Here is a 25,295-nt window from a genome sequence, read left to right on the forward strand (position 1 = left end):
GAACGAGGCTCGTTGCCGCGAGCGCGCACAACCGGGCTGCCCTGTCGGCCATCCCCGCGAGTCCCGGCCCTTCCTCTACCCGCGAGAGTGTTCCCCGATGAGGGAAGTGAAACTTGAGGACCTGAAGTCCAAGTCCCCGACCGAGCTACTGGCTTTCGCCGAGGAGGTCGAGGTCGAGAACGCTTCGACCATGCGCAAGCAGGAGTTGATGTTCGCGATCCTCAAGCAGCTCGCGGCACGCGAGACGGAGATCGTCGGGCAGGGCGTGGTGGAGGTGCTGCAGGATGGATTCGGCTTCCTCCGCTCACCCGATTCGAATTATCTGCCGGGCCCGGACGACATCTATGTCTCGCCCTCGCAGATCCGCCGTTTCGGTCTGCGGACGGGCGATACCGTCGACGGGCCGATCCGCGGCCCCAAGGAAGGGGAACGGTATTTCGCTCTCCTCAAGGTCAACACGATCAATTTCGAGGACCCCGAGAAGCTCAAGCACAAGGTCCATTTCGACAACCTGACCCCGCTCTATCCCGACGAGCGCATCCGTCTCGAGGTCGTCGAGGAAACCGGCAAGCGCGATTTCTCCGCGCGAATCATCGACGTCGTCGCACCTATCGGTAAGGGCCAGCGCGCGCTGATCGTGGCCCCGCCGCGCACCGGCAAGACGGTCCTTCTCCAGAACGTCGCCAAGTCGGTCACCGCCAACCATCCCGAATGCTACCTCATCGTGCTGCTGATCGACGAGCGGCCGGAGGAGGTCACCGACATGCAGCGCTCGGTGAAGGGCGAGGTGATCTCCTCGACCTTCGACGAGCCGGCGGCACGCCACGTCCAGGTGGCCGAGATGGTGATCGAGAAGGCCAAGCGCCTCGTCGAGCACGGGCGCGACGTCGTCATCCTTCTCGATTCGATCACGCGCCTCGGCCGCGCCTACAACACGGTCGTGCCGAGCTCCGGCAAGGTGCTGACCGGCGGCGTCGACGCCAATGCGCTGCAGCGGCCCAAGCGCTTCTTCGGCGCAGCCCGCAACATCGAGGAGGGTGGCTCGCTCACCATCATCGCGACCGCGCTCATCGACACCGGCTCGCGCATGGACGAGGTGATCTTCGAGGAGTTCAAGGGGACCGGCAATTCGGAAATCATCCTGGACCGTAAGGTTTCGGACAAGCGCATATTCCCCGCGCTCGACATCACCCGCTCCGGCACGCGCAAGGAAGAGCTGCTGGTCCCGGCCGACGTTCTCAAGAAGATGTATGTGCTCCGCCGCATCCTGAATCCGATGGGAACGGTCGACGCTATGGAGTTCCTGCTCGACAAGCTCCGACAGACGAAGACGAATCAGGACTTCTTCGATTCGATGAATACGTGACGCCGGGTCAGCACTGCTGGCCGCAAGCAGGCCAGAGCGAAACCTGACCTTGGAGGCAAAGCTCCTGGCTCTTTCCGTTGCGGCCAGGCGGTCGGCACGGTTCGTAGGTCGCTCGCGCTTGACTCCAGCCTGCATCGGCCGATGATCGGGGTGCCGAGTCAATCGGCCGACGCCGGCCAGGCACCAGCCGGCGAATTCGCCCGAAGGAGGTCCTTGATGGAACCACCTCAGCAGGAAGCCGCGGCCTGACGGCTGCCGAGAGCGGACGGGCGGCAGCCCAGCGGCACGATCACTACGGACGACACGCCGGGAGCGGCCTCAGGAGCCGCACAGTGAGGCATGGCTCGACCTCGCCCCTCCCGGCGCTGTAACCCTCGATACACCGCCTCCTTCGCAGCTCCGCGCGTTTGCGCAGGAACCGATCCTTCATCTACACGAGAGCGATCTGTTCCGGTTCCCCTCGGTCGCGCGCCTGCCCTTCCCGCTCTCTGACGTTCAGATGACTTCCGGCGACACGATCTTCGCCGTGGCATCGGGTTTCGGCCGGGCCGGAATCGCCGTCATCCGGATCTCCGGACCGGGAACGGAAGCGGCGCTGCATGCTCTTGTCCGCGGGCCAGCGCCGCCGCCGCGCCGGGCGTCGCTGCGCCGCCTCCATCATCCTGTCACGGGCGAGGTGCTCGACCAGGCGCTCGTACTGCGCATGGCTGCGCCCGGGAGCTTCACGGGCGAAGACCAGGCGGAGCTCCATATTCATGGCGGCCTAGCCGTCAGGAGCGCAGTGCTGCGCGCTCTCTCCAGTCTGCCGGGATTAAGGGCGGCGGAGCCCGGCGAGTTCACGCGCCGCGCCTTTCTCAACGGCCGCATGGATCTGTCGGCCGTAGAAGGGCTCGCCGACCTCATCGATGCCGAGACGGAGGCACAGCGCCGCCAAGCGCTTCGGCAGCTCGAAGGTGCGCTGGCGAACAAGGTAGACGACTGGCGCGACCGCTTGGCCGACGCGCTCGCGCTCGCCGAGGCGGGTCTCGACTTTACCGACGAAGCAGATGTTTCCCATGCGGCAAGCTCTGAGGCCGCTGCTATCTTTCATGCCGTTCGGTTGGAGATCGAGGACGAACTCGCTCGCAGCTCCCGCGCGGAGCGTCTCCGGGAAGGGTTCGTGGCGGTCATCGCGGGTCCGCCGAACGCGGGCAAGTCGACGCTCCTGAACGCGCTTGCCCGCCGGGAAGTGGCGATCGTCTCGCCGCATCCAGGGACGACGCGGGATGCGATCGAGGTCCGCTGCGACCTCGATGGACTGCCGGTTACCTTCGTGGATACGGCCGGCTTGCGTGAAGCCGCCGATCCGGTCGAGGGGGAGGGGATCGCCAGGGCACGGCGGCATGCACGCGGCGCCGATCTCGTGCTATGGCTCGTCGCGCCCGACGCCGTTGCAGACGGCGAAAGCTTCGGACCCGTACCGGTGCTGAACGTGGCGACGAAATCCGATCTTGCAGATCGGCCGCCTAGCGCCGATCTGGCGGTCTCGGCTCGGACGGGCGACGGCATCGGGCGGTTGGTCGAGGCCGTTCGGGAGCGTGCCGAGGCGGTGCTGGCCGGTGCGGGAGATGCGGTGGTTACGCGTGAGCGGCATCGCAAAGCATTGGAGGAGGTCGTATCTGCCTTGTCCCGGGCCGAGGCGGCCCAAGCGGTGGGACATGAGGAATTGGCGGCCGAAGATCTGCGACTGGCCCTGCGCGCGCTGGGGCGGGTCACGGGCCGTGTGGACGTAGAGGAGATCCTGGATCGGATCTTCGGGCAGTTCTGCATCGGAAAGTAGATGGCGTTTCACGTGGAACACGGGCCTGGACAGAGGACGCGCTACGACGTCGTGGTCATCGGCGGCGGGCATGCGGGAGCCGAGGCTGCCTCGGCCGCAGCTCGGCTCGGGGCCCGGACGGTGCTCGTCACCCATGTGCGGCAGACCATCGGCGCGATGTCGTGCAATCCAGCCATCGGCGGGCTCGGCAAGGGCCATCTCGTACGCGAGATCGACGCGCTGGATGGCGTGATGGGGCGCGCCGCGGACGAGGCCGGCATCCAGTTTCGCCTGCTGAACCGGCGCAAGGGGCCGGCCGTGCGCGGGCCCCGCAGCCAGGCGGACCGCAAGCTCTATGCACGTGCCGTCCGGCGCATCCTGTCTGAGACCGCAGGCCTCGATATCATCGAGGGTGATGTCGAGGATCTCGAGTTCCGGGAAGGTCGGGTCGAAGCCGTACGGCTGGCCGACGGCCGCGACATCCGGGCCGGCGCGGTCGTCGTGACGACTGGAACATTCCTGGGCGGCTTGATTCATATCGGCGAGGTAAAAATCCCCGCCGGACGCTTCGGGGAACGGCCCTCGACAGGCCTGTCCCGCACGCTGGCCCGCCTCGGCCTGCCGCTCGGCCGGCTCAAGACCGGGACGCCGCCCCGGCTCGACGGCCGTACGATCGATTGGAGTTCGGTCGAGAAGCAGCCGGCCGATGATGACCCGGTTCCCTTCTCGGCGCTGACCGGGCGGATCACGGTTCCGCAGATCGAATGCGGGATCACGCGAACGAGCCGAGCGGTCCACGACCTCATCCGGGCGAACCTCGCACGGGCTCCGATGTTTTCCGGCGAGATCACCGGCCGCGGCCCGCGCTACTGTCCCTCTATCGAGGACAAGGTCGTGCGGTTCGGCGACCGTGAGGGTCACCAGATATTCCTGGAGCCCGAGGGGCTCGACGACCCGACCGTCTATCCGAACGGGATCTCGACCTCGCTCCCCGAGGACGTGCAGCGCGGGATACTGGCCGCCATCCCCGGACTGGAGCGCGTGCGCATGATCAGGCCGGGTTACGCGATCGAATACGATTACGTCGATCCGCGCAGCCTGACTCCGACGCTCGAGCTGAAGCGGGTAGCGGGACTGTTCCTGGCCGGTCAGATCAATGGCACCACCGGCTACGAGGAGGCCGCAGCCCAGGGCATCCTGGCCGGGTTCAACGCGACTTTGCGCGCCGCCGGGCGGGACGGGATCAGCTTCGACCGGTCGGAGAGCTATATCGGGGTCCTGGTCGACGACCTCATCACCCGCGGCGTCAGCGAGCCGTACCGCATGTTCACCTCGCGCTCGGAGTTCCGGCTGAGTCTGCGGGCGGATAATGCGGACGAGCGTCTCACGCCGAAAGCCGTGGCACTCGGTGCCGTCGGCCAGCAGCGCGCGGCCTGGTTCGATCGGTGGCAGCGGGATTACGCCGGGCTGCGGCACCGGCTTCTCGAGCTCTCGCTCACGCCGAACGAGGCGCTGCGGCACGGGCTCGCCTTGAACCGGGACGGCCAGCGCCGCACCGCCTTCCAGTTGCTCTCGCATCCCGAGGTGACGCTCCGGCGCCTCGCGGCGATCTGGCCGGAACTCGATACGGTGCCTGACCGGCTCGCCGAGCGGGTTGAGACGGAGGCCCGGTACGACGTCTATCTCGAACGGCAGGCGCAGGACGCAGCCGCGTTCCGGCGCGACGAGAGCTATGCCCTGCCAGCAGGCATCGACTTCTCGTCCCTTTCCGGTCTGTCGGCAGAGCTGCGCACGAAGCTGGACCTGATCCGCCCGGTCACCATCGGTCATGCCGCGCGGATCGAAGGCATGACGCCGGCTGCCCTTACGCTCCTTGCCGCGCATGCCAAACAGCGCGGGCGCAGCCTCGCGGGGCGGGATGGCTGACTGGGCAGGCCGCGCGGCCGAGATCCTCGCCGGCGTTTCACGTGAAACCAGGGCAAAGCTGGAGATCTACGAGGCCGAGCTGCACCGCTGGCAGACGGTGAAGAACCTCGTGGGCCCGAGCACGCTCGACGGGGTTTGGATCCGCCACTTCGCGGATTCGCTCCAGCTCGCAAACCTCGCCGACGGCGAGGTCTGGGCCGATCTCGGCTCTGGAGCCGGCTTCCCCGGACTCGTCGTGGCGATCGCCCGTCCCGGCACGCGCATGCACCTGGTCGAAAGCGATGGCCGCAAATGCGCTTTCCTGCGCCACGTCGCTCGCGCGACCGGCGCGTCCGCGCAGGTCTGGGAAGGCCGCATCGACGCCGTCCTTCCAAGGCTCGAGCCTACTCCCCAGGTGGTCACGGCGCGTGCGCTCGCAGGCCTCGATGAACTCTTGCGGCTTGCCTCTCCCCTGTTGACGAAGGGCGCAATCGGCCTGTTTCCCAAGGGCCGGGGCTACCTGTCCGAATTGACGAAGGCGGCCGAATCCTGGAGATTCGCCGCGGATGCGATCCCGAGCGCCGTCGATCCCGAAGGCCGCATCCTTCGCATTCGCCGCTTCGACGGTCCTATCACGAACCGGCCCACGGACCCCACGTGACCAGCATCTCCGCTGTCGGATCCTCCATGTCCGGCGTTCCTCGCGTCCTGGCGCTTGCCAACCAGAAGGGCGGCGTCGGCAAGACGACCACCGCCATCAATCTCGGCACCGCACTCGCCGCCATCGGCGAGCGCGTGCTCGTGATCGACCTCGATCCGCAGGGCAACGCCTCGACCGGGCTCGGCATCGACCGGAAGCGCCGCTCGCTCTCGACCTATCACGTGCTCGCCGGCGAGGCCGACCTGCGCAGCGTCGTTCAGGAAACCGCGGTCCCAAATCTCTTCGTTGCCCCTTCGACTATGGACCTGCTCGGGGTCGAACTCGAGATCGCGAAGGAGCGCGACCGCAACCAGCGGCTTCGGCGGGCCATCAACGAGCTCGCGCTCATGTCCCGGGACGAGGAACGCATCACCTATGTCCTGATCGACTGCCCTCCCTCGCTGAACCTGCTCACGATCAACGCGCTCGCGGCCGCCGATGCCGTCGTCGTGCCGCTGCAATGCGAGTTCTTCGCGCTGGAAGGCCTGAGCCAGCTGATCAAGACCGTCGAGCAGGTGCGCGCCAATCTGAACCCGAAGCTTTCGATCCACGGCGTCGTGCTGACTATGTTCGATCCGCGCAACAATCTCGCGAACCAGGTCGTGGCGGATGTGCGCGAGTTCATGGGCTCGGCGGTCTACGACACGGTGATCCCGCGCAACGTCCGCGTGTCGGAAGCCCCCTCGCACGGCAAGCCGGTGCTGCTCTACGACCTGCGCTGCGCCGGCAGCCAAGCCTATCTCAAGCTCGCATCAGAAGTGATCCAGCGTGAACGTGCGCTACAGGCCGTGGCCTGACGCGCCGATGGAGACCGAGACCGCCATGGCCGAGGAACTTGCGCGCTCGCGGCTCGGCAGAGGCCTGGCCGCGCTGCTGGGGGAAGCCGACGAGGAGCCCGTCGTCGAGCGGGCCCGCGGCCAACGCAAGGTGCCGATCGAGTTCCTTCGCCGCAATCCGCGCAACCCTCGCAGCCAGTTCCACGAGCCGGAGCTCGACGATCTCGCCGCCTCCATCCGGGAGCGCGGCATCATCCAGCCGATCGTCGTGCGGCCGGTGCCCAACCTCCCCGACGCCTACGAGATCATCGCCGGCGAGCGACGCTGGCGGGCGGCGCAGCGGGCCGGGCTGCACGACGTGCCGGTTGTCATCGTCGAGGCGGACGACAAGACGGCGCTCGAGCTCGCCATCATCGAGAACGTGCAGCGCTCCGACCTCAACGTGCTGGACGAGGCGGCCGGCTACGAGAAGCTCATCGCCGAGCACGGCTATACGCAGGCCGATCTCGGCTCGGTGCTCGGCAAGAGCCGAAGCCATGTCGCGAATACGTTGCGGCTCCTGAAGCTGCCCGCCTCGGTTCGCGAGATCGTCGCGCGGGGCGACATCACGGCCGGCCATGCCCGGGCGCTGCTGGCCGTGCGCAACCCCGAGGCGGTGGCGAGAACCATCGTCGAGCAGGGCCTCAACGTGCGCGATGTGGAGCGGATCGCGAAGGCGGAGGCCGAGGCGGCGGACGCGCCGGCGGAGGCTTCGAGGCGCCAGCCGCGCAGCCCGGATGCGGATACGCGCGCCCTGGAGCTCGCCCTGCAGGACGCGCTCGGTCTCGTGGTGAAGATCGACAACCGGGGCACGTCGGGCGAGCTGCGGATCAAATATCGCTCGCTCGAGCAGCTCGACGCCCTGTGCCAGCGGCTCAAGGCTCAGCCCGCGGAGGCCGATCGTGCCCGGGAGCCCAGGGCGAAGAGGGCCTGAGCGGCGGCGGCATCCGCGAGCGCCGGCGTCTGCCGGGCTGTCAGCGCCGCCGATTGCAGGATCGCGATCGCGCGCGTCAAGCGGTCCGGCGTCCACAGCTTGAGCTGGCGCGCGACCGCGTTCCTGCGCCGGAAATGCAGGCCGCGCCAGTTCCGGATCGCCGTCTCGACGTCGCCACCGCCCCCGAGCCGGACGACCTGGCCGAGGAGCGCGAGCCCGTGCCGCAGGGCAAGCGCGACGATGGCGGCCGCCACCGTGCCGTGACGCGACAATTGCTCCAGCCCGGCCTCCAGCGCTGTCCGGTCACCGAGGAAGGCCGCGTCGATCACCGCATCGACGCTCGGGCCGGACACGTCGCTGACCACGGCTTCGACATCCTCGATGCGGACCGAACTCTGGCCATGCGCGTAGAGCGCGAGCTTCTCCAGCTCGCCCCGCGTCGCGAGCCGGTCGCCGCCGAGGCTCTCAGCCAGGAACTCGCGCGCGTCTGGGTCGATCGCAAGTCCTTGCGCGCGCAGGGTCTCGGCGATCACGGCGGCGAGATCCCGCCCCTCGTCGGCGTAGCAGGGCAGCGCCAGGGCGCGCGGCGACGCTTCGCAGGCCGCACGCAGGGGCGAGCTCTTCGCGAGATCGCCCGCCTCGATCACGACCAGCGTATCGACGAGCGGCACGTCGAGGCAGGCCGTCACCGCGGGCGCGATGTTGCGGCCGCTCGGCCGCACCCAGATTGCACGCCGGCCGCCGAACATGCCGAAGGTCGAGGCCTCCTCGACGAGGCGCGCCGGCGCCTCGGCCAGCGCATCTCCGTCGATGCGGATCAGCTGGAACGGGTCCGACGGATCGGACACCGCCGCCTGGGCAGCGGCGCGGGCCCGCTCGGTCACGCGTCCGGCATCGGGCCCGTAGAACAGGAGCAGGCCGATGTCGCTCCGCCGGCTCGCCACCGCCCGGTCGACATCGCCCGCCTTGACCGCGACCATCGGAGGTTAGGGCGAGGTCGCGAAATAGGCCGCGAGCCGCTGCTTGATGTCGTCGGCGAGCAGCTTTGCCACCCGGATGTCCGCGTCGCGCGCGGCCCGTACGGAGGCGAAGCGCTGCTGGTCGCGCTGATAGGTGGCGTTGGCGCGCGCCGTTCCGGCAATGACGGTCCTGCCCTCGGTGTCCTTCAGGGTAAAGCGTGCGGTGCCGTTCAGCAGCGCCGCGTCGGCGCGGCCGGACAGGGTGTCGACCGAGATCGGCTGGATCGACTCGGCCGTGTCGAGCGCGAGCTTGTAGCGCTTCGGACGTGGCGTGCCGGAGCCGTCGAGGTCGAAGATCAGCTCGCTCCGCAGATAATGCCCGATCCGCTCCTGCCCGGCCGGGCTCGAGACCTTCTCGACCTCGATCGCCGCGAGGACGTCCTGCAGCCTCTCGCCCGAGGCGGTCGGGCCGTAGAGCGGGCGGAAGCAGCCGGCGAGAGCCAGGGTAAGCGCCAGAACGGCGGCGAGGCGGCTCGCGTCGCGATTCTCAAGCCACGACATTCACGATCCTCTGCGGGACGACGATCACCTTGCGGGCGGGCCTGCCTTCCATGGCACGCTTCACGGCCTCGTGCGAGAGCACGGCGGCCTCGATCGCCTCGTTGTCGGCATCTCGCGCCACCGTCACGTCGGCGCGCTTCTTCCCGTTCACCTGAACCGGCAGCGTGATCATATCCTCGACGAGGAGATCGCGCTCGACCTCCGGCCAGGCCGCCTCCGCGACGAGCCCCTTCTGGCCGAGCGCGCGCCAGCATTCCTCAGCGAGATGCGGCATCATGGGCGCGATGAGCTGGACGAGGATGCGGGTCGCCTCGCGGGCGGTCGCGGAGGCGCCCTTCCCCGCCTGGAGCTCGGCCCCGATCGCGTTGGCGAGCTCGTAGATGCGCGCCACAGCGCGGTTGAAGCGAAGGTCCTCGATGTCGTCCTGCACGGCGGCGAGCGCCCGGTGCGCGGCCCGGCGCAGCGGCAGCGGGCCGACGTCGCCGCTGCCCTTCCCGGCCTCCGCGACCTCGCTCACGAGGCGCCACACGCGCTGGACGAAGCGCCAGGCGCCCTGCACGCCCTCCTCCGTCCAGATCACGTCCCGCTCGGGCGGCGAGTCGGAGAGCATGAACCAGCGCGCCGTATCGGCGCCGTAGCTCGCGATGATGTCGTCGGGGTCGACCGTGTTCTTCTTCGACTTCGACATCTTCTCGATCGAGCCGATCTCGACCGGCTCGGATGTTTTCACGTGAAACGCGCGCCGGCTGCCGGCCTCGGTCTCGATGCGGACCTCGTTCGGCTGCACCCAGTTTCCGGCCCGGTCGCGGTAGGTCTCGTGCACCACCATGCCCTGGGTGAAGAGGCCGTCGAACGGCTCGTCGAGGCCGACGAGATCGGCCCGCCGCATGGCGCGGGTGAAGAAGCGCGAATAGAGGAGGTGCAGGATCGCGTGCTCGATGCCGCCGATATACTGGTCGACCGGCAGCCAGGAATCGGCGACCTCCGGATCGGTCGGAGCGTCGTCGAGCTTGGGGTCGGTGAAGCGGGCGAAGTACCAGGACGAATCCACGAAGGTGTCCATCGTGTCCGTCTCGCGCCGCGCCTCCGCCCGGCAGGTCGGGCAGGGCACCTTCAGCCATTCCGCATGCCGGTCGAGCGGGTTGCCGGGCTGGTCGAAGGAGACGTCCTCCGGCAGCGTGACCGGCAGGTCCTCGCGCGGCACCGGCACGACGCCGCAATTCGCGCAGTGGATCACCGGGATGGGGCAGCCCCAGTAGCGCTGGCGCGAGATGCCCCAATCCCTCAGGCGATAATTCACCTTGCGCTCGGCGACGGGCCTGTTCCCGCGCGTTTCGGCTTCGAGCCGCCGCGCCACCTCCTCCTTGGCGGCCGCGATCGTCATCCCGTCGAGGAAGCGGGAATTGATGAGCGTCCCCTCCCCGTCATAGGCCTCGTCCGTGATGGCGAAGGTCGCGGGGTCCTGTCCGGGCGGGCAGACGACCGGCGTGTTGCCGAGCCCGTACCGGTTGACGAAATCGAGGTCGCGCTGGTCGTGCGCCGGACAGCCGAAGATCGCGCCCGTGCCGTATTCCATCAGGATGAAGTTCGCCACATAGACCGGCAGCTGCCAGTCCGGGTCGAACGGGTGCGTGGCGCGGATTCCCGTGTCGAAGCCGAGCTTCTCGGCCTTGTCGATCGCCTCCTGGGCCGTGCCCATGCGGCGGCATTCCTCGATGAAGGCGGCGAGTTCGGGAGCCTTCGCGGCGGCCGCCTTGGCGAGCGGGTGGTCGGGCGCGACCGCCAGGAACTTGGCGCCGAACAGCGTGTCCGGGCGGGTCGTGTAGATCTCCAGCGTGTCCTCGCCGGCCGGCGTCGTCGCCGGGTCGAGCGCGAAGCGGACGAGCAGTCCCTCCGAGCGCCCGATCCAGTTGCGCTGCATCAGCCGCACCTTCTCCGGCCAGCGATCGAGCGTGTCGAGCCGGGCGTCGAGATCGGCCGCGAAGTCGGTGATCTTGAAGAACCACTGCGTCAGCTCGCGCTGCTCCACGAGCGCGCCCGAGCGCCAGCCGCGGCCGTCGATGACCTGCTCGTTGGCGAGCACGGTCTGGTCGACCGGATCCCAGTTCACCTTGGCGGTCTTGCGCGCGACGAGCCCGGCTTCCAGGAAGTCGAGGAACATGCGCTGCTGGTGCTTGTAGTAGGACGGGTCGCAGGTCGCGATCTCGCGCGACCAGTCGAGGGACAGCCCCATCGACTTGAGCTGTTTCCGCATCGTGGCGATATTCGCGTAGGTCCATTCCTTCGGGTGGACCTTGTTCTGCATCGCGGCGTTCTCGGCCGGCATGCCGAAGGCGTCCCAGCCCATCGGATGGAGCACGTTGAAGCCCCGCGCCCGCTTGTAGCGCGCCACCACGTCGCCCATCGTGTAGTTGCGGACATGGCCCATATGGATGCGCCCCGACGGGTAGGGGAACATCTCCAGCACGTAGTATTTCGGCCGCGGGTCGTCGTTGTGCGTGCGGAACAGCTCGCGCTCCGACCAGACCTCCTGCCAGCGCGGTTCGGTTTCCTTTGCGTTGTATCGCTCGACGGCCATTTCGGTGTGCTTGCGGTGTCGGGGGTGTCGGGCGCCTCTATGTCATTGTCAGGCTAAGAAATCGACCCGATTCAGGAGAGGGGAAGTGGGCCGGGATCTCTCCACTGCGTTTCCTCCTCTCGCGGGAGAAGGTGCGAGCCCGGTCGCGAGTCCGCGGCGCCGCGTCGACCCCGCCTGGTTACGGCCTCTCCCGCTCTGTCGACGCCCCGCAAGAGCGCCCCTCGGCGGCAGGAAAACGACGCTATAGACTATATTCCTATTTTCGTCGCAATGCCTGTCATCGCGAGCGCAGCGAAGCGATCCAGCCTCACGCCCGAAGCTCTGGAGCGCTTCGCCGGCGCGCGGCTCGCACCGACGGAAATCTCGTCCTCGGGCATGCCCAGGCGCTGCGGGGGACGAGCGCGCAGAGCGGATGGCCGGGTCAAGCCCGAGTTTTGACCGAGACTGACAATCGGGATGATGCGGTGTCGGTCGCGGGTTTGTAGCCGGGTTTGCCGACGCGGTCGATCCAGTCGAGGATGGTGTCGAGGTCGCCGTGCAGCGTGATCCGGAGATCGCCTCGCTTGTCGCCCGGCGTGATGACGATGCGGTCGATGACTTCGCGGATGGCGTCCGCCGCTTCAACGGCGTCGTCGGGATGGGCGAGCGCGGCAGTCAGGCGCTCGATCCTGCGGCGGTAGGTCTCGGCGACGTTCGGATGGATGTCGGGGATGTTCACCGGAGCCTCCGACAAGCGGGCGGCTAGCTCGTCCTGTTTCGCCTCAAGTTCCCTGAGCCGGTCGGACAGAGCACGGTGATAGCCGCCTTGCTCGATGACGCGGACAATCTCCTTGATGGCCTTGTCAGTCTCGGCAAGCTCGCGGCGGGTGGTGTCAGCCGAGCTTCGGCGCTCGCGATTGAGGCGATTGGTTTCCTCGGCGTAGGCGCGCATCGCCTCGGCGGCGATCTCCGGCGTCATCATGCGGTCGCGCAGGCCGGCGAGGACGCGTGTCTCCAGCACCTTGCGGTCTACTGTGCGGGCGTTGTCGCAGCCATGTGCCAGCACATGGTTGGTGCAGGCGTAGCGGTCCTGCCCGCGACGGGCGTAGGAGCCGTCGCAGCAGCCGCAGAACAACAGGCCGGAAAGAAGCGTGCGCGGCCGGTGCGTCGCATTCAACCCGCCATTGGCAGCCGCGATGCGGTTAACGGCGGCGCGGGAGCCTTCGATCTGTTTTTGGTAGAGGCTGGTCAACTCATCCTGCCGCACCTTGGCGGCATCCCATAGCTCTTGCGGCACGATGCGAAGCTCGGGGGCCTCTGAGCGTATCCATTCGGCTTCAGGATTGAGGCGGTAAGCCGCGCGGCCGGTATCGGGGTTCTTCAGCTTGCGCTGCCGATTCCAGCGGATGACGCCGATGTAAAGCTCGCAGTTGAGGATGCCGGAACTGATGATGCGGTTGCCTCGGATGGTGGTGTCTGACCAGCGCTTGCCGGTCGGACTCGGGATGCCCTCGCGGTTCAAATCGGCGGCGATGCGCTGCGGTCCCTTGCCGGCGACATATTCGCGGAAGATGCGACGGACGATCTCCGCCTGATCCTCGATGATCTCGCGATCACCCCGGATCGGCTCGCCGCGCGCGTCCAGCGTCTTGACGACGCGATAGCCATAGGCGTTGCCGCCGCCGATCTTGCCAGCCTCGACGCGGCCCCGGATGCCGCGATGGGTCTTGATGGCGAGGTCTTTCAGGAACAGGGCGTTCATGGTGCCTTTCAGGCCGACATGAAGCTCGCTGATCTCGCCTTCGGACAGGGTGAAGATCGTCACGCTCGCGAAGCGCAACCGCTTAAAGACACCCGCCACGTCTTCCTGGTCGCGGCTGATGCGGTCGAGCGCCTCGGACACCACCATGTCGAAGCGGCCGGCCTGCGCATCGGCAAGCAGCGACTGGATGCCTGAGCGGATGAGGGAAGCGCCCGAGATGGCACGGTCGGAATAGCTCTCCACGATGGTCCAGCCCTCGCGGGCTGCGCGTTCGCGGCACTGGCGCAACTGGTCTTCGATGGAAGCGTCGCGCTGGTTGTCGGAGGAATAGCGGGCATAGAGCGCAACGCGAGTCATGGACGGCTTCCTTTCACTGTTTGTCGGCCTCGCCCTCCGATTCTTCGGAAGCGACAGGCCGGTTGTCGTTTGCGGCGACGAGCGCCGCGAAATCTTCCCGCGCCATGCGGCGGCCAATTATGCGGGCCAGCGTCAGCGCCACACGGTCGATCTTGCGCCAAGTCTCAGCGCGCGGCTCTCCGTGCGGGCCGATATTGTCATTCGCCGGTTTGAACCGTTCTGGCTCAGTGTCGTCTTCCATGCCGTTTCCTGCACTGTTTTTCGAGACAAACAGGCATGAAGCGGCGGCGAAGCCAGAATGAAAAGACCTCATTTCCCTTCGTCGTACAGTCGGCGGCAAATACTTGCGAACGGCGGCATTTGCGTAGGTCGCTCCATACGCATCACGTCACTCATGCCGCGCGCTTTAACGGACGTGCGCGCTCTATTCGCTTGCGTTCCTTCGGCGTGTTCATCACCTCCCAAAGATCGCTGCGTCGCTGCACGTTGAGCCAGAAGTCCGGGCTATTGCCGAAGACGCGGGCCAGGATCAAAGCCGTCGCGGCGGTCACGTTCCTGCGGTTGCCGCACAGTTCGTTGACATGCTTGCGCTGAACGCCCATCGCCTCGGCGAGCGCGCCCTGCGTCAGGCCCATTGGCTCCATGAACTCTTCGGTCAAAATCTCACCGACAGTCGCCGGCTTGCGCTTGGTGGTCAGCATTGTTGCCTCGCTCTCATCGGTAGCTGTGATCGTCCAGATAAATCCCATCCGCCTCGCCGCGCTCGCCATCCCAGCGGAAAACCAGCCGCCATTGCTGGTTGACCCGGATCGAATGAAACCCCGCCAGATTGCCGCGCAGCTTCTCGAAGTGGTTGCTGGGCGGCACGCGCAAGTCCTGATCGGTCACGGCATCGTCGATCATCTGGAGTTTTCTGAACAACCGGGCTTCAAGATCGGGCGGGATGTTATGGGATTGGGCATCGTCCACGAAGAAAGCCTTAACCAGCCATCCCGAAAGCCGACGATCATTCCGTCACTCCAATTGCGAGTAATTGTACCACTCTATAACTCAACGTTCAAGGATAATTTCCGCTTCTCTGCAGCGCCGCTGTTTCTCCCCTCCGGAACGCGAGCGCGACCGCGCTCATGATCCGCCCTGGTCTGCTTGACAAGCCATCACCGGGGCGGCGGCATCCGGTCAATGCTGGCGCGAAGCGCCACCGCGCAGCGGCTCGGCATTGACGGGATGGCGGCGCTCCGGTCCCATATCCGCAAGCAGCACCGTCCGCGCCGGGAGCGCGCCACAACAACCTGCACCATCGTCATCCGCCTCGCCGTCAGTCATGGAGGTCGCACTCGCCTCTCGGACGCGGTGCCTATCCCGGTTGTCATCCACGGCTAGTCTTGCCGTTGGCGAGATCAACGATGAAGCCATTGGCTAGACGCACGCCGATATTCACGTCGTCCAATCGGTAGTTATTGTTGTTGCCTCTGAGGCGATAGCCTGTGTCCTCTACGACACGTACATCAAACCATTGATTGGGTGCGGTCTGGCCCCAGTATTTGCTACGTCGCTTGATGCGCGCTACGAGTTGCTGGTCCATCATGTCCGTCTCCGTTTGGGTGAAAACCGGATAGGCATGTCGGACGCCACGCCGCGGGATCGGCGATCCATCGGTTGATGTCGGATTCCCGCCAGCCAGCGCCGTTGACGCTGATCTTGATCTGGGGCGGGAACGTGCCCTCGGCGATTTTGCGGTAGATGGTGGACCGGGACAGGCCGGTACGGGCAAGAACAGTTTTCAGTCGGACGATACGGTCTGGTGCGGGCATGGCTGCGCTGCCTCCTGCTGGCTGTTTCTGGCGGCTTCTGAGACCAGACAAAACAACGATTTATCGTTGTGCAAGAGGTATTTAGCCGTCGTCGTGCTACGGCGTACAAACGGCGAAAAATAGGATGGTTCTACAGTCCGATGCTCCGGCCTCTGCCCAGGTCGATGCCGTGCGTCAAGGCCAGTTCCCGGCCAAGGCTGCGGCCGGTTTCGATCCCGATGCCGAGGTCTTTTTTGCGGCCCGCAAGGATGGATTCCAGTTGCGGATCGCGTTCGAGGCTTTTCGCCATGTCGCCCATCGCTGACCGCGTGGCCTTGTAGCCCGACAGGTCGCCCGACTGATACTGGCGCTGGCTGGTCAGGTCGAGCTTCTGCCAGCGCTCGACGAAGCGGTCGGCGCGGCGGCTCGGATCGGTGCGGATTTCGGTTTCGAGCTGGAGCGCGCGGATGGCGCGGGCGGTGCGACCGGAGGCGGCTTCGCTGACAAGACCCGGCTCCTTGACATAGGCTGCTTCCGCATCACGCCAGCCATGAGGCCGCACCTCCTCGAAGGCTTTGCGGGCCTCAGTCAGTTCGCGCATCTGCTCCGGGCTTCCCTTGCCGTCCGCATCCCCGGTGGCAAGGATCGCGTCCACCGCTCGCGCATGGCGCACGAGCGCCCGCGTGCGGGAGCGGCGCAGCGCCGCCTCAGGGTCATCGGCAACCTCCCTCGCGGGCGCTGCGGGTTCGCGCCGCGCCTCCACACCTGCGCTTCCCTTTTCCGGCTGCGGCACGCCATCTGGACCAGGCGCAGCGCCTGCGGACAGGCGCAGGCCATCGAACATGTCGCGCACCTTCTCAGGCACGATCTTCCTGACAATTTCGGCAACACGCTCGCGGAAGATGATGCCGCGCCGCTCGGCATAGCTCTGCGCCGGATCGTGTTGCTCGTAATCCGAGACCATGTCCTTGGCCCGGTCGCGCGACAGAGTGCGGACGAGCCGGTCCTGACCGGCGAAGTCGTCGCGGCCGTAATGCAGGTCCATGCCGTCGCGGTGCCGCGACAGGGCGACATAGCTGCCATGGGCGTCCATGCCCGGCGTCGCCAGCACATGGGTGTGATCCACCGTCATGCCCTGCGCCTTGTGGATGGTCGCGGCATAGCCGTGATCGATACGGTTGTAGTCTTTCAGGTCGAACGAAACGTTGCGCCCATCGTCGGTGCGCACGGTCATGCTCTGCACGCTGACCTGTTCGATGGTGCCGAGCGTGCCGTTCTTCACGCCAAGCCCGCGTTCGTTTTGCAGGAACATGACGCGATCCCCGCTGGCGAAGTTTCTCGCGCCGCGCTCGACCGTCAGGCGAACGTCATCGCCCAGATCGCCGGCTTCTCGCATCCGTTCCCGTGCGCTCTCGTTGAGCGCGCGCACCTCGTCATTGGTGTGGGTGAGGATGATGCGGCTGCTGTCAGGCGACGCCTGCCGCTCGCGGTCCCAGCGCTCGATCAGATTTTTGCGCGCGTGCTCGCGTGTCTCGGCGACATGCACCATGCCGTGGCCGTGATAGGCATGGATGGCCGCGCCGGTCCTGCCGGTCGCCAGATCGCGCGTGGCCTCGCGCTGCCAGTCCTCGCGCTGGCGGCGGACCTCGCCGATCTCCGCCCCGCCGTGACGCCCGTGGATCGAGCGGAACGCCGCGCCCGCTTCGATGGCTTGCAACTGCTGCGGATCGCCGACCAGCACGACCTTGGCCCCGGCCTCCGCCGCATGGGACAACACGCGCTCCAACTGCCGCGTGCCGACCATTCCGGCCTCGTCGATCACCAGCACATCGCGCGCGCTGAGCATGTCGCGGCCCTGTCCCCAGCCGTGTTCCATGCTGGCGATGGTGCGCGACGCGATGCCCGACCCGCTTTCCAGATTCTCGGCGGCGATGCCGGACAGAGCGACGCCCCGGACCTCGTAGCCCGCCGCTTCCCACGCCTCCCGCGCCACGCCCAGCATCGCGCTCTTGCCCGTCCCGGCATAGCCGACCACGATACCAAGATCGCGCCCATCCGTGACATGCGCCAGCGCGTCGGCTTGCTCTCCCGAAAGGACAAGGCCGCGCGCTTCTGCACGCGCCAATGCCGCTTGCCTGTCGGCGTCGCTCACCTGATGGCGTTCCCGCTCCACCATCAATTCGGCGGCGCGGTGCAGGCGCTGTTCCGCCTCGATCATCTCGCGGGTGGTGAAACGATCTTCGCCGCGTCCGTCCCGTCCGAGTTCAACCAGATCGGGCGCACTACGGATCGCGCCCATCACGTCGTTGAACTGGTCGACACCGTCGCTGTGCCGGTGCGCGAACTTCGCCATGTCGCGCCGCGTGAAGGTCGATTGCTGATGCGTGATCGCGTCCAGTGCGAGTGAAGGATCGGCGATGATCCGCGCGCCGTTGCCGCGCGCGATCTCGCGGTGCATCTCCGCGCGGTCGGCCTCGATCCCTTCGCCCTCGATGCGCTGCGCCGGTGCGCCGATCTGGCTTTGCGGTTCAAGCGCGATGCCCTGCGCTTCAAGGCTGCGATGGTCGATGCGCGCGTCTATGTCGAGTTCGGCCAGGCGTTCGTTGGTAAGCTCGGCCCAACGCTCGCGCCAGCGTTCGACCATCTCCGTGCGGTTCCACTCCCGCACTTTTTGGCCGAAGCCGTTCTCGTCCACCGCGCGCATCGTCAGCATGACATGGGCATGGGGTTTCGGCATGCCGTCTTCGCCCACATCCCAATGCACATTGAGGTCGGCGATCATGCCCCGGTCCACGAATTCCGCCTGCACGAAGTCGCGGGCGAGTTCGATGCCTTGGCGCTCCGTCATCTCGCGCGGCAGGGCGAACTCGACCTCGCGGGCAAGCTGGGCGTCCTTCCTGACCTCGAAGGCTTCGACATCGTTCCAAAGCCGCTCGCGGTCGCTCCACGCCTCGGGCGCATTCTCCGGCAGCAGCACCTCGGAATGGACGACGGCGCGCTTGCTGGAGAAGTCGTGGCTGCGCTGAAGCCGGTCGTCGCGCAGACGCGAGGCCGAGCGGTAGGCGGCGGACGCCACCGCGCTGCTCCCGGACTTACGGCCAATGACCTTGACGTGAAGATGATAGATCGCCATCGCGATCCGAACATCAGCACGATCAAGCGCACGTCGGAACGACGTATAAGCGCGCCCTCGAAATGAATTTCTCGGGACTGCTCGCGCCGTTTCAGCCTGTCTCGGCAACCTTACAGCATTGCGGCAGGCGCTCAACTATCATCGCTCCATCGACTGCTTATGGAGACGACGATGCGAAAGCCACGAGACTTCGACACGGAACTGAAGGCACTGGAGGACAAGGCGCGAGACTTGAAAGCCCGCAAGGTGCAGCAACTCGGCGAATTGGTGATCGCTACCGGAGCCGATGCGCTCACCACCGACGAGCTGGCCGGCGCGCTGATCGTGCTGGCCGAGACGAAAGACACCGGAAAGAGGGAGGCGTGGGCGAAGCGCGGGGCGGCATTCTTTCAAAGCCGGGCGCGGCGATCTGCGCCATCGCCTGACCGCGACGCTGTCGGCGCTCCGTCGCAACCGGACAGCGCGCAACAGGCATCAAGCGGCACTGGCGCGGCATGACATGCGAACCTGGCAGGTCGAGCGTCGCAAACGCACGCGGCATCTGATCGAACTCGGCGGCCTCGTCGTCAAAGCCGGCATTGTGGACCTGACCGGCGATGATCGGACGATGATCTACGGCGCGCTGCTCTGGATGGCCGACAAACTCCAAAGCGACCAGGGCGAACACGCACGAAGGCTTTGGACCGCGAAGGGGAAGCAGGCGTTTGCGGCGGACCCGGCAACAAACAAGGGGACAGATCGAACGGTTTAAGCAGTTCGTCGTTGATGCCACGACAATCGCATGTCAGCCGCGCGACTGCGTGCAGGGAGCGTCGTTCGAGCATGCGATGGGCACTGGAAGCGGGGCGATGGAACTCGCGATCCGCCAAGAGGATAATTTACTTCGCGCGCTCGTAAAACCGTACGTTGTCCGCCAAAAGAACGAAGGTGCAGACGCTGCCGCCATCTGCGAGGCTGTCACTCGGCCGAACGTCCGGACGACGCCGGTCAAGAGCACAGACCAACAGGCGGCGCGCGTCGTCCAGCGCACCCACGAACTGCTGTCGAGGCAAAGGGTGACGCTCATCCATGGTTGGGTCCGGTTGGCGCTCGCCGAGGAGTGACGTGGTCGGTTCACCGCAGGGCCGTTTCGTTTCAGCTGTCCTTGTCGTTGACAAGCAGTGGTGCATCCGCAGGGAGCTCATCGACAAAGATGATCTCGTCCGCGCGCAGGCGGGCATGGAGCTCAAACGCATTCTTGGCGGCGGCTTCAGCGGTGGCACGGTCCGCGTTCTCCTGGAGCACAATCGAGATGCGGATAAGGTCGCGGTTGTTTTCGCGCGTCGCCACGGCCTGAGCCGCTATTGCGCCGGGTGTGGCAATCACCACCTCCTCGATCACGCGTGGATAGACGAAGATCTCGCGCACCTTCACCGCCGCGCCCACTCGGCCCTGCAGCGCCGAAAGCCGGCGCACGCTGCCGTCTTCCTTGCTTTCCAGCGCAAAGGCGCTGTCACCAGTGCCAAAGCGGATCATCGGCCAGGTAGCATCGCGTGCGGTCACCACGATCTCGCCCGTCTCGCCGTGGGGGAGTTGGTCGCCGCGGACAGGATCGCAAATCTGCACCACCCGGTGTGGATGCACGACGTAACCTTCACCGCCGTCCTCATACGCGATAAGGCCAAGATCAGCGGTGGCATAGGCCGCCCATGTAGTGACCCCATAGTCGGCCTCGATCCGCCGGCGCTTGGCCATCCAGTCGCCCATTTCCCCGCCCAGAAGGGCGGTCTTCACTTTCCAGGCGCTGCGGCCATAGGTCTCGATCACTCTGTCGGCCAGCGTCAGGAAGAACGCCGTCGACGCGCAGATGGAAGTGACGCCGGTCTCGACGATGATCTGGGCTTGCAATTCGGTGTTGCCGACGCCGCCGGGAATGATGGTGGCGCCCGCCGCCTGCGCCGCCTCGTCAAAGAGAAGCCCAGCCGGCACGAGGTGATACATCCAAGTGTTCAGAATGACATCCCCCTTGCCGACCCCGGCCGTCTTGAACAGCAAGTCCAGCCCATGCCCCCCGCCACCCGGCAGCGCCGGCTCGAAGATCGGGCCGGGCGAGACATAGATTCGCGCTATCTCCTTAAGGTCAGCGGCGAGAAACCCGCCGAAAGGCGGGTTCTCTCTTTGGAGCTTCAGCAGCTCCTCTTTCTTCATCACCGGCAGACGGGAGAGATCGGCCAGCGACGAAACCTTGGCCGGGTCGAATCCGGCCGCAGCGAACCGTGCCTTCAGTCCCGGTGCCTTCGTTGCAGCCGCGCTGTAGGCGGTCGCGATGTCCTGATAGATGTCACTAGGCATTGCTTCTGATCACCTTTGCCAAGCTTGGCTCAGATCGGACAGTCCTTGCGGAAGTTCGGCGAGCGCTTCTCGCGGTGCGACAGTACGCCCTCTTTCACGTCCTCGCCCATGAAACCCAGCATCTCGAGGGCGGTGGAGGCGTCGAAGATCGGTCCGGCTTGACGCAGCCAGTTGTTGAGCGAGTATTTGGTCCAGCGGATCGCGCTTTGCGAGCCATTCGCAAGCTCGGTGGCGATGTCGAGCGCGGTCTGCTGTAGAACGTCGTCCTCGACGCACATCGACACCAGCCCGATCCGGTCAGCCTCCTCACCCGAGACCGGCCTGCAGGTCATCAGGTAGTATTTCGCCTTGGCCATGCCGCACAGCAGCGGCCAGATGATCGCGGCGACGTCACCGGCGGCGACGCCGAGACGGGGATGGCCGTCAACGATCTTGGCCTTTTTGCCGGCGATCGACACGTCGGCCAGGATGCCGACGACCAGGCCGGCGCCGGCCGCGGGACCGTTGATCGCCGAGATGATCGGCTTGTTGCAGTTGATGATGTTGTAGACGAGGTTCTTGGCCTCTTTCCACGTCTTCATGATCTCGTGCGAATTGCCGATCATGCTCTCGATCAGGCCGAAATCGCCGCCCGCCGAAAACGCCTTGCCTGCACCCGTGACGATCACCGCATTGATGTCGGGATCGCGATCGATGTCGATCCACATGTCGGTCATCTGCGTGTGGGTCTCGGCGTCGACCGAGTTGAAGGTGTCAGGCCGGTCGAAGGTGATGCGCAGCACGCGCTCGGCGGGGTAGTCGAATTTCAGCTTGTCGTATTTCGCGTAACGATCGGACATGATTAAATTCTCCCTCATGGTCAGCCCGGCAGGCCTAGGACAGCTTTGGATAGAATGTTGCGTTGGATCTCGTTCGACCCGCCGTAGATCGTGGTCGGCCGGGCCTTGTAGAAGGCCGCCAGAACATCGACGCCAGCATTGCCGACCTGCAGTGGGCCGAGGGTGCCGCCATCGGGTCCTGCCGCCTCGATCATGAGTTCGGTGATCTTCTGAAACGTCTCGGTCACCCAGATCTTGAGCATCGAGACATCCGCACCCAGCGGTTCGCCCCGCTTGAGCTGATCGGCGAAGCGTGCGTAAAGCGCCGCATGATCCTCGACATCGAGCGCGACCTCGGCGAACCGGTCGCGAAAGACCGGGTCGTCGAAGCGGCCGGCACCGCGGGCGTAGGTTTCAAGCTGACCAAGCGCGTTCTGGGCCAGATTCGGTGCGCCGATAAACACCCGCTCGAAGCTGAGCAGGGACTTGGCCATCGTCCAGCCCTTGTTCAGTTCGCCCACGAGGTTTTCGCACGGGGTGCGGGCATCGTTGAAGAAGACCTCGCAGAACTCGGTTTCGCCCGCCAGCGTGGTGATCGTTCGGACCTCGACCCCCGGCTGATCCATCGGCACGAGAATGAAGCTGATCCCCTGCTGTTTTTTGGGGGCTTTCGGATCGGTGCGCACCAGCATGAAAATGTGCGTCGAGTCATGCGCCATCGTCGTCCAGATCTTCTGTCCGTTGATCACGAACTCGTCCCCGTCGATCACGGCGTTCGTGCGCAGGTTCGCCAGATCGGACCCTGCGCCCGGCTCGGAATAGCCCTGGCACCAGATGTCCTCGCAGCTCAGGATGCGGGGCAGCCAGTATGCCTTCTGAGCATCGGTGCCGAACTTGATGATGAGCGGGCCAACCATCTGCACGCCCATGTCGCGGCCACGCACGACCCCCCAACGCTGCTGTTCCTCGTAGAAAATGAGAAGCTTGGCCGCGTTCAGCCCCATGCCGCCGTACTCCGCAGGCCAGGCCGGTGCGACCCAGCCCTTGGCATGGAGCTTGCGGTGCCAGTGCTCGATTTCGGCGAACTTCGGGCGATGCGAAAGATTGCGCAGCTCTTCGGGATATTCGGTTTCGAAGAACTGCCGGACCTGCCTGCGGAAGTCGGCGTCGCTCATGGCGTTGTAGTCGATCACTCGGCGGCCTCCTCTGCGTTGCGGGCGTTCAGCCAGAGCCGACGGTGATAGACGTCGTCGCCCAGCCAGGCCGAGAGCACCAGCGCCCTGTTCAGGTAAAGCCCGATGTCGAACTCGTCGGTGTAGCCAACCGCGCCATGCAGCTGGATCGCCTCGCGCGTGATCTTCCTGGCCGTGGTGCAAGCCCGGGCCTTGGCGCGGCTGGCCTGGCGTGCACGCAGGCGCGGGGTTTCTGTGGCGTCCATCAGGCCTAGCGCGTCGCGCACCCCCGCTTCGGCCACTTCCCGCATGACATGCATGTCCGCGGCGCGATGCTGGATGACCTGGAACGAACCGATCGGCTTGTCGAACTGCTCGCGCGTCTTGATGTAGTCGAGCGTGATCTCCAGCGCCTTGGCGCTGACCCCGACAAGCTCGGCCGCCGTCAACGCCGTCGTGTCGCTGATGGCAGCTTCCAGAGCCTTTGCGACGGCCGGACCTTCGGCGAGCAATTCGGCTGGCGCGCCCGACAGGTGTAGCTCGGCCAGTATACTGCCATCGGACTGACGCCGTTTGTCGATGGAAACGCCCTTGCCGCCGGGTTCAACCAAAGCGAGAGCCGGTCCGCCGCCGGCCTCCACCAAGACGAGGATGCCACTTGCAACAGCCACCCCCGCGACCCAGGATTTCGTCCCGGTCAGAGCGCCGTTCTCGAACCGAGATGACAGGGTGTCGGAGAGACCTTTGGCGTCACGCTCTTGCCATGCTGTTGCCAGGACCGTCGTGCCGGCCAGCGCCTCGGTCAGAAGCGCATGCGCGGGGCAGAGCCGGCGTAAAAGGCCAATTGCGAGCCCGACCGAGGCGACGACAGGTTCGGGCGCGATCACCCGGCCTACTTCTTCGGCGATGATGCCGGCGGCGGCCAGCCCCATGCCGAGGCCGCCCGCCTCTTCCGGCACCGCGGCGCCGAACACGCCGGCCTTGGCCAGTTCCGTCATTACGGGCGCATCCCAGCCGCCGTCTTCGTCCCTGATCTTACGCGCCCGCGCCACGCCGCCCGCGCGCTCCAACAGCGTGCGGACGCTTTCGCGCAATAGACGGAGATCGTCCTGGTCGTGATGCGCAGCGTTGCTCATTTTTCCTCCGAGGGCCGGCGCTTGATCATCACCGGAGTATCGGCAGTGAACACGACCTGTCCTGCGGGATTCATGGCTCTGAGCGTATAGGCCAGCACGCCCCTGTCCGGTTTGCTCTTCGAAGGCGTGACCGAAGAGACTTCCAGTTCGATGTCCAGTGCCTCGCCGGGCCGAATTGGCCGAGGCCATTTCAGCGAATCGAAACCCAACCCTCCGATATTGGCGATCTCCGGCATCATTCCGTGCATGACTGGCTTGAACACCTGCAGCATCGTCTGAAAGCCCGAGGCGATCAGGCTGCCGTGGATGGCCACGGCATAGTTCTCATCGGTGTGCAGCCGCTGCGGATCCCATTCTTGCGCAAACGCAACGATCTCCTCCTTGCTCAGCGGCTCTGCGCGGAATCTGTAGATCTGACCCGGCTGGAAATCTTCGAGATATTTCATGAGGCCTTGCCCGCTGCCGCAAACCCGGCGTCCACCCCTTCGGCGCTGCGCGAGATGCGCTCGCAATTGAATTGTTCGAGCCTGGGATAGGTCTTCTTGAACACGCGCAGGAATTCCTCCATCGGTGCGTCAACGTAGAGCCCCCGATCGTTCACATATTCCATGTGCCGCTGGTCTTTGACGTCGAATTCATGAAACAGCGCGTCGCTCTTGCCGTCGAAGACAAGCGGCCTGACCCCGAACCGCTCGCACAGCTCCATGTTGAACGCAGGCGTGATCTTATAGGTATTGCCGTCGAGCCAGAGCTGCACGTAGCCGTGATAGACGAACAGGTCGGTGCCCATCAGCTCCTGCAGCTTGGGCGTGTTCAGATGGTTGCGCACATCGGCGAACCCCAGCGCTGCGGGAATGCCGGCCGCGCGCAGGCAGGCCGCCAAGAGGATCGCCTTGGGCACACAGAAGGCGGCCTCCGCTCCGGCGATGGCGCTCGCGCGATAAGCATCGGCCGTCAAGGCGAAGGTGTAGGGATCATAGCGGATGCCGTCTCGCACCGCCTCGAACAGGCGGATGGCCTTGTCGGTCTGCGATGCATCGTCGCGTAGATCGCGCAGCGCCCGGGCGACGAACCGCTCGACCTCGGGGCTGTCGCTGTCCACGAAATACGTGGGCACGACGTATCTCGCGGCCTCTTCCGGAAGCGCTTCTTGGGAGGTCGTCATCATATCCACCTTCTGGACGGAGCAATTCTAACA

23 protein-coding genes and 2 pseudogenes are annotated in these 25,295 nt (G+C 65.9%); 9 read left to right on the forward strand and 16 right to left on the reverse strand.

Features of this window, described 5'->3' with window-relative positions; genetic code table 11:
• The first annotated feature begins 97 nt into the window (after positions 1-97).
• From rho to HJG44_RS14990, 6 genes are all read left to right on the forward strand, one after another.
• Entirely contained in the window at positions 98-1,366 is a 1,269-nt protein-coding gene (gene rho / locus HJG44_RS14965; protein ID WP_171219189.1) for a transcription termination factor Rho, read from the forward strand.
• Between the two features lie 499 nt (positions 1,367-1,865).
• Positions 1,866-3,185 (forward strand): tRNA uridine-5-carboxymethylaminomethyl(34) synthesis GTPase MnmE, encoded by a 1,320-nt coding sequence (mnmE, locus tag HJG44_RS14970; RefSeq protein ID WP_171219190.1) that lies wholly within the window; start codon positions 1,866-1,868, stop codon positions 3,183-3,185.
• A complete protein-coding gene (gene mnmG / locus HJG44_RS14975; protein WP_171219191.1) occupies positions 3,186-5,090 on the forward strand; it encodes a tRNA uridine-5-carboxymethylaminomethyl(34) synthesis enzyme MnmG in 1,905 nt (634 codons plus the stop codon).
• Complete coding sequence (gene rsmG / locus HJG44_RS14980; RefSeq protein WP_171219192.1) at positions 5,083-5,730, forward strand: 16S rRNA (guanine(527)-N(7))-methyltransferase RsmG; 648 nt, start codon at positions 5,083-5,085, stop codon at positions 5,728-5,730. Before mnmG ends, rsmG begins: the two co-directional genes overlap by 8 nt.
• Positions 5,731-5,756: 26 nt before the next feature.
• Positions 5,757-6,566, forward strand: coding sequence for a ParA family protein (locus HJG44_RS14985; protein WP_171219193.1), 810 nt, complete (start codon positions 5,757-5,759; stop codon positions 6,564-6,566).
• Positions 6,567-6,591: 25 nt separating this feature from the next.
• The gene (locus HJG44_RS14990; protein ID WP_171219194.1) at positions 6,592-7,518 is read left to right on the forward strand and encodes a ParB/RepB/Spo0J family partition protein; all 927 of its coding nucleotides are present in this window, start codon (positions 6,592-6,594) and stop codon (positions 7,516-7,518) included.
• Here HJG44_RS14990 and holA read toward each other — a convergent pair.
• The 10 genes and pseudogenes from holA to traA all read right to left on the reverse strand — a co-directional run bounded on the left by holA (position 7,467) and on the right by traA (position 18,640).
• A complete protein-coding gene (holA, locus tag HJG44_RS14995; protein ID WP_171219195.1) occupies positions 7,467-8,498 on the reverse strand; it encodes a DNA polymerase III subunit delta in 1,032 nt (343 codons plus the stop codon). The two genes, HJG44_RS14990 and holA, sit on opposite strands and share 52 nt — an antisense overlap.
• A 6-nt stretch (positions 8,499-8,504) precedes the next feature.
• On the reverse strand, positions 8,505-9,038 hold the full coding sequence (locus tag HJG44_RS15000; protein WP_171219196.1) for an LPS assembly lipoprotein LptE: 534 nt from the start codon (positions 9,036-9,038) through the stop codon (positions 8,505-8,507).
• On the reverse strand, positions 9,025-11,616 hold the full coding sequence (gene leuS, locus HJG44_RS15005; protein WP_171219197.1) for a leucine--tRNA ligase: 2,592 nt from the start codon (positions 11,614-11,616) through the stop codon (positions 9,025-9,027). Before leuS ends, HJG44_RS15000 begins: the two co-directional genes overlap by 14 nt.
• 421 nt (positions 11,617-12,037) lie before the next feature.
• On the reverse strand, positions 12,038-13,714 hold the full coding sequence (locus tag HJG44_RS15010; RefSeq protein WP_171219198.1) for a recombinase family protein: 1,677 nt from the start codon (positions 13,712-13,714) through the stop codon (positions 12,038-12,040).
• Positions 13,715-13,727: 13 nt separating this feature from the next.
• On the reverse strand, positions 13,728-13,955 hold the full coding sequence (locus tag HJG44_RS15015; RefSeq protein WP_210261138.1) for a hypothetical protein: 228 nt from the start codon (positions 13,953-13,955) through the stop codon (positions 13,728-13,730).
• 151 nt (positions 13,956-14,106) lie between these two features.
• Positions 14,107-14,415, reverse strand: a complete 309-nt coding sequence (locus tag HJG44_RS15020; protein WP_171219199.1) for a HigA family addiction module antitoxin — start codon at positions 14,413-14,415, stop codon at positions 14,107-14,109.
• Positions 14,416-14,428: 13 nt separating this feature from the next.
• Positions 14,429-14,724 (reverse strand): annotated as a pseudogene (locus HJG44_RS15025) (type II toxin-antitoxin system RelE/ParE family toxin).
• Between the two features lie 359 nt (positions 14,725-15,083).
• Complete coding sequence (locus HJG44_RS15030; protein WP_171219201.1) at positions 15,084-15,302, reverse strand: hypothetical protein; 219 nt, start codon at positions 15,300-15,302, stop codon at positions 15,084-15,086.
• On the reverse strand, positions 15,262-15,528 hold the full coding sequence (locus HJG44_RS15035; RefSeq protein ID WP_246736271.1) for a helix-turn-helix transcriptional regulator: 267 nt from the start codon (positions 15,526-15,528) through the stop codon (positions 15,262-15,264). Before HJG44_RS15035 ends, HJG44_RS15030 begins: the two co-directional genes overlap by 41 nt.
• A 130-nt stretch (positions 15,529-15,658) precedes the next feature.
• Positions 15,659-18,640, reverse strand: coding sequence for a Ti-type conjugative transfer relaxase TraA (gene traA / locus HJG44_RS15040; protein ID WP_171219202.1), 2,982 nt, complete (start codon positions 18,638-18,640; stop codon positions 15,659-15,661).
• 171 nt (positions 18,641-18,811) lie between these two features.
• Between traA and HJG44_RS15045 the strand changes: the two genes are divergently transcribed.
• From HJG44_RS15045 to HJG44_RS15055, 3 genes and pseudogenes are all read left to right on the forward strand, one after another.
• Entirely contained in the window at positions 18,812-19,138 is a 327-nt protein-coding gene (locus HJG44_RS15045; RefSeq protein ID WP_171219203.1) for a conjugal transfer protein TraD, read from the forward strand.
• Position 19,139: 1 nt separating this feature from the next.
• Positions 19,140-19,391: a conjugal transfer protein TraD gene (locus tag HJG44_RS15050; RefSeq protein WP_171219204.1), complete on the forward strand. Its 252-nt coding sequence runs from the start codon at positions 19,140-19,142 to the stop codon at positions 19,389-19,391.
• Positions 19,392-19,533: 142 nt separating this feature from the next.
• Positions 19,534-19,707: pseudogene (locus HJG44_RS15055) on the forward strand (IS110 family transposase); the annotation flags it as partial.
• Between the two features lie 67 nt (positions 19,708-19,774).
• Here HJG44_RS15055 and HJG44_RS15060 read toward each other — a convergent pair.
• The 6 genes from HJG44_RS15060 to HJG44_RS15085 are packed head-to-tail and all read right to left on the reverse strand — an operon-like array spanning position 19,775 to position 25,265.
• Positions 19,775-20,971 (reverse strand): phenylacetate--CoA ligase family protein, encoded by a 1,197-nt coding sequence (locus HJG44_RS15060; protein ID WP_171219206.1) that lies wholly within the window; start codon positions 20,969-20,971, stop codon positions 19,775-19,777.
• A gap of 29 nt (positions 20,972-21,000) precedes the next feature.
• Complete coding sequence (locus HJG44_RS15065; protein ID WP_171219207.1) at positions 21,001-21,810, reverse strand: enoyl-CoA hydratase/isomerase family protein; 810 nt, start codon at positions 21,808-21,810, stop codon at positions 21,001-21,003.
• Between the two features lie 20 nt (positions 21,811-21,830).
• The gene (locus HJG44_RS15070) at positions 21,831-22,982 is read right to left on the reverse strand and encodes an acyl-CoA dehydrogenase family protein (RefSeq protein WP_171219208.1); all 1,152 of its coding nucleotides are present in this window, start codon (positions 22,980-22,982) and stop codon (positions 21,831-21,833) included.
• Positions 22,979-24,097, reverse strand: a complete 1,119-nt coding sequence (locus HJG44_RS15075) for an acyl-CoA dehydrogenase family protein (RefSeq protein ID WP_171219209.1) — start codon at positions 24,095-24,097, stop codon at positions 22,979-22,981. Before HJG44_RS15075 ends, HJG44_RS15070 begins: the two co-directional genes overlap by 4 nt.
• Entirely contained in the window at positions 24,094-24,543 is a 450-nt protein-coding gene (locus HJG44_RS15080) for a MaoC/PaaZ C-terminal domain-containing protein (protein WP_171219210.1), read from the reverse strand. Before HJG44_RS15080 ends, HJG44_RS15075 begins: the two co-directional genes overlap by 4 nt.
• Complete coding sequence (locus tag HJG44_RS15085; RefSeq protein ID WP_246736272.1) at positions 24,540-25,265, reverse strand: transglutaminase-like domain-containing protein; 726 nt, start codon at positions 25,263-25,265, stop codon at positions 24,540-24,542. The genes HJG44_RS15080 and HJG44_RS15085 overlap by 4 nt, the downstream gene beginning before the upstream one ends.
• Positions 25,266-25,295: the final 30 nt, after the last annotated feature.

The sequence above is a fragment of the Enterovirga aerilata genome (assembly GCF_013044135.1).
GTDB lineage: Bacteria > Pseudomonadota > Alphaproteobacteria > Rhizobiales > Beijerinckiaceae > Enterovirga > Enterovirga aerilata.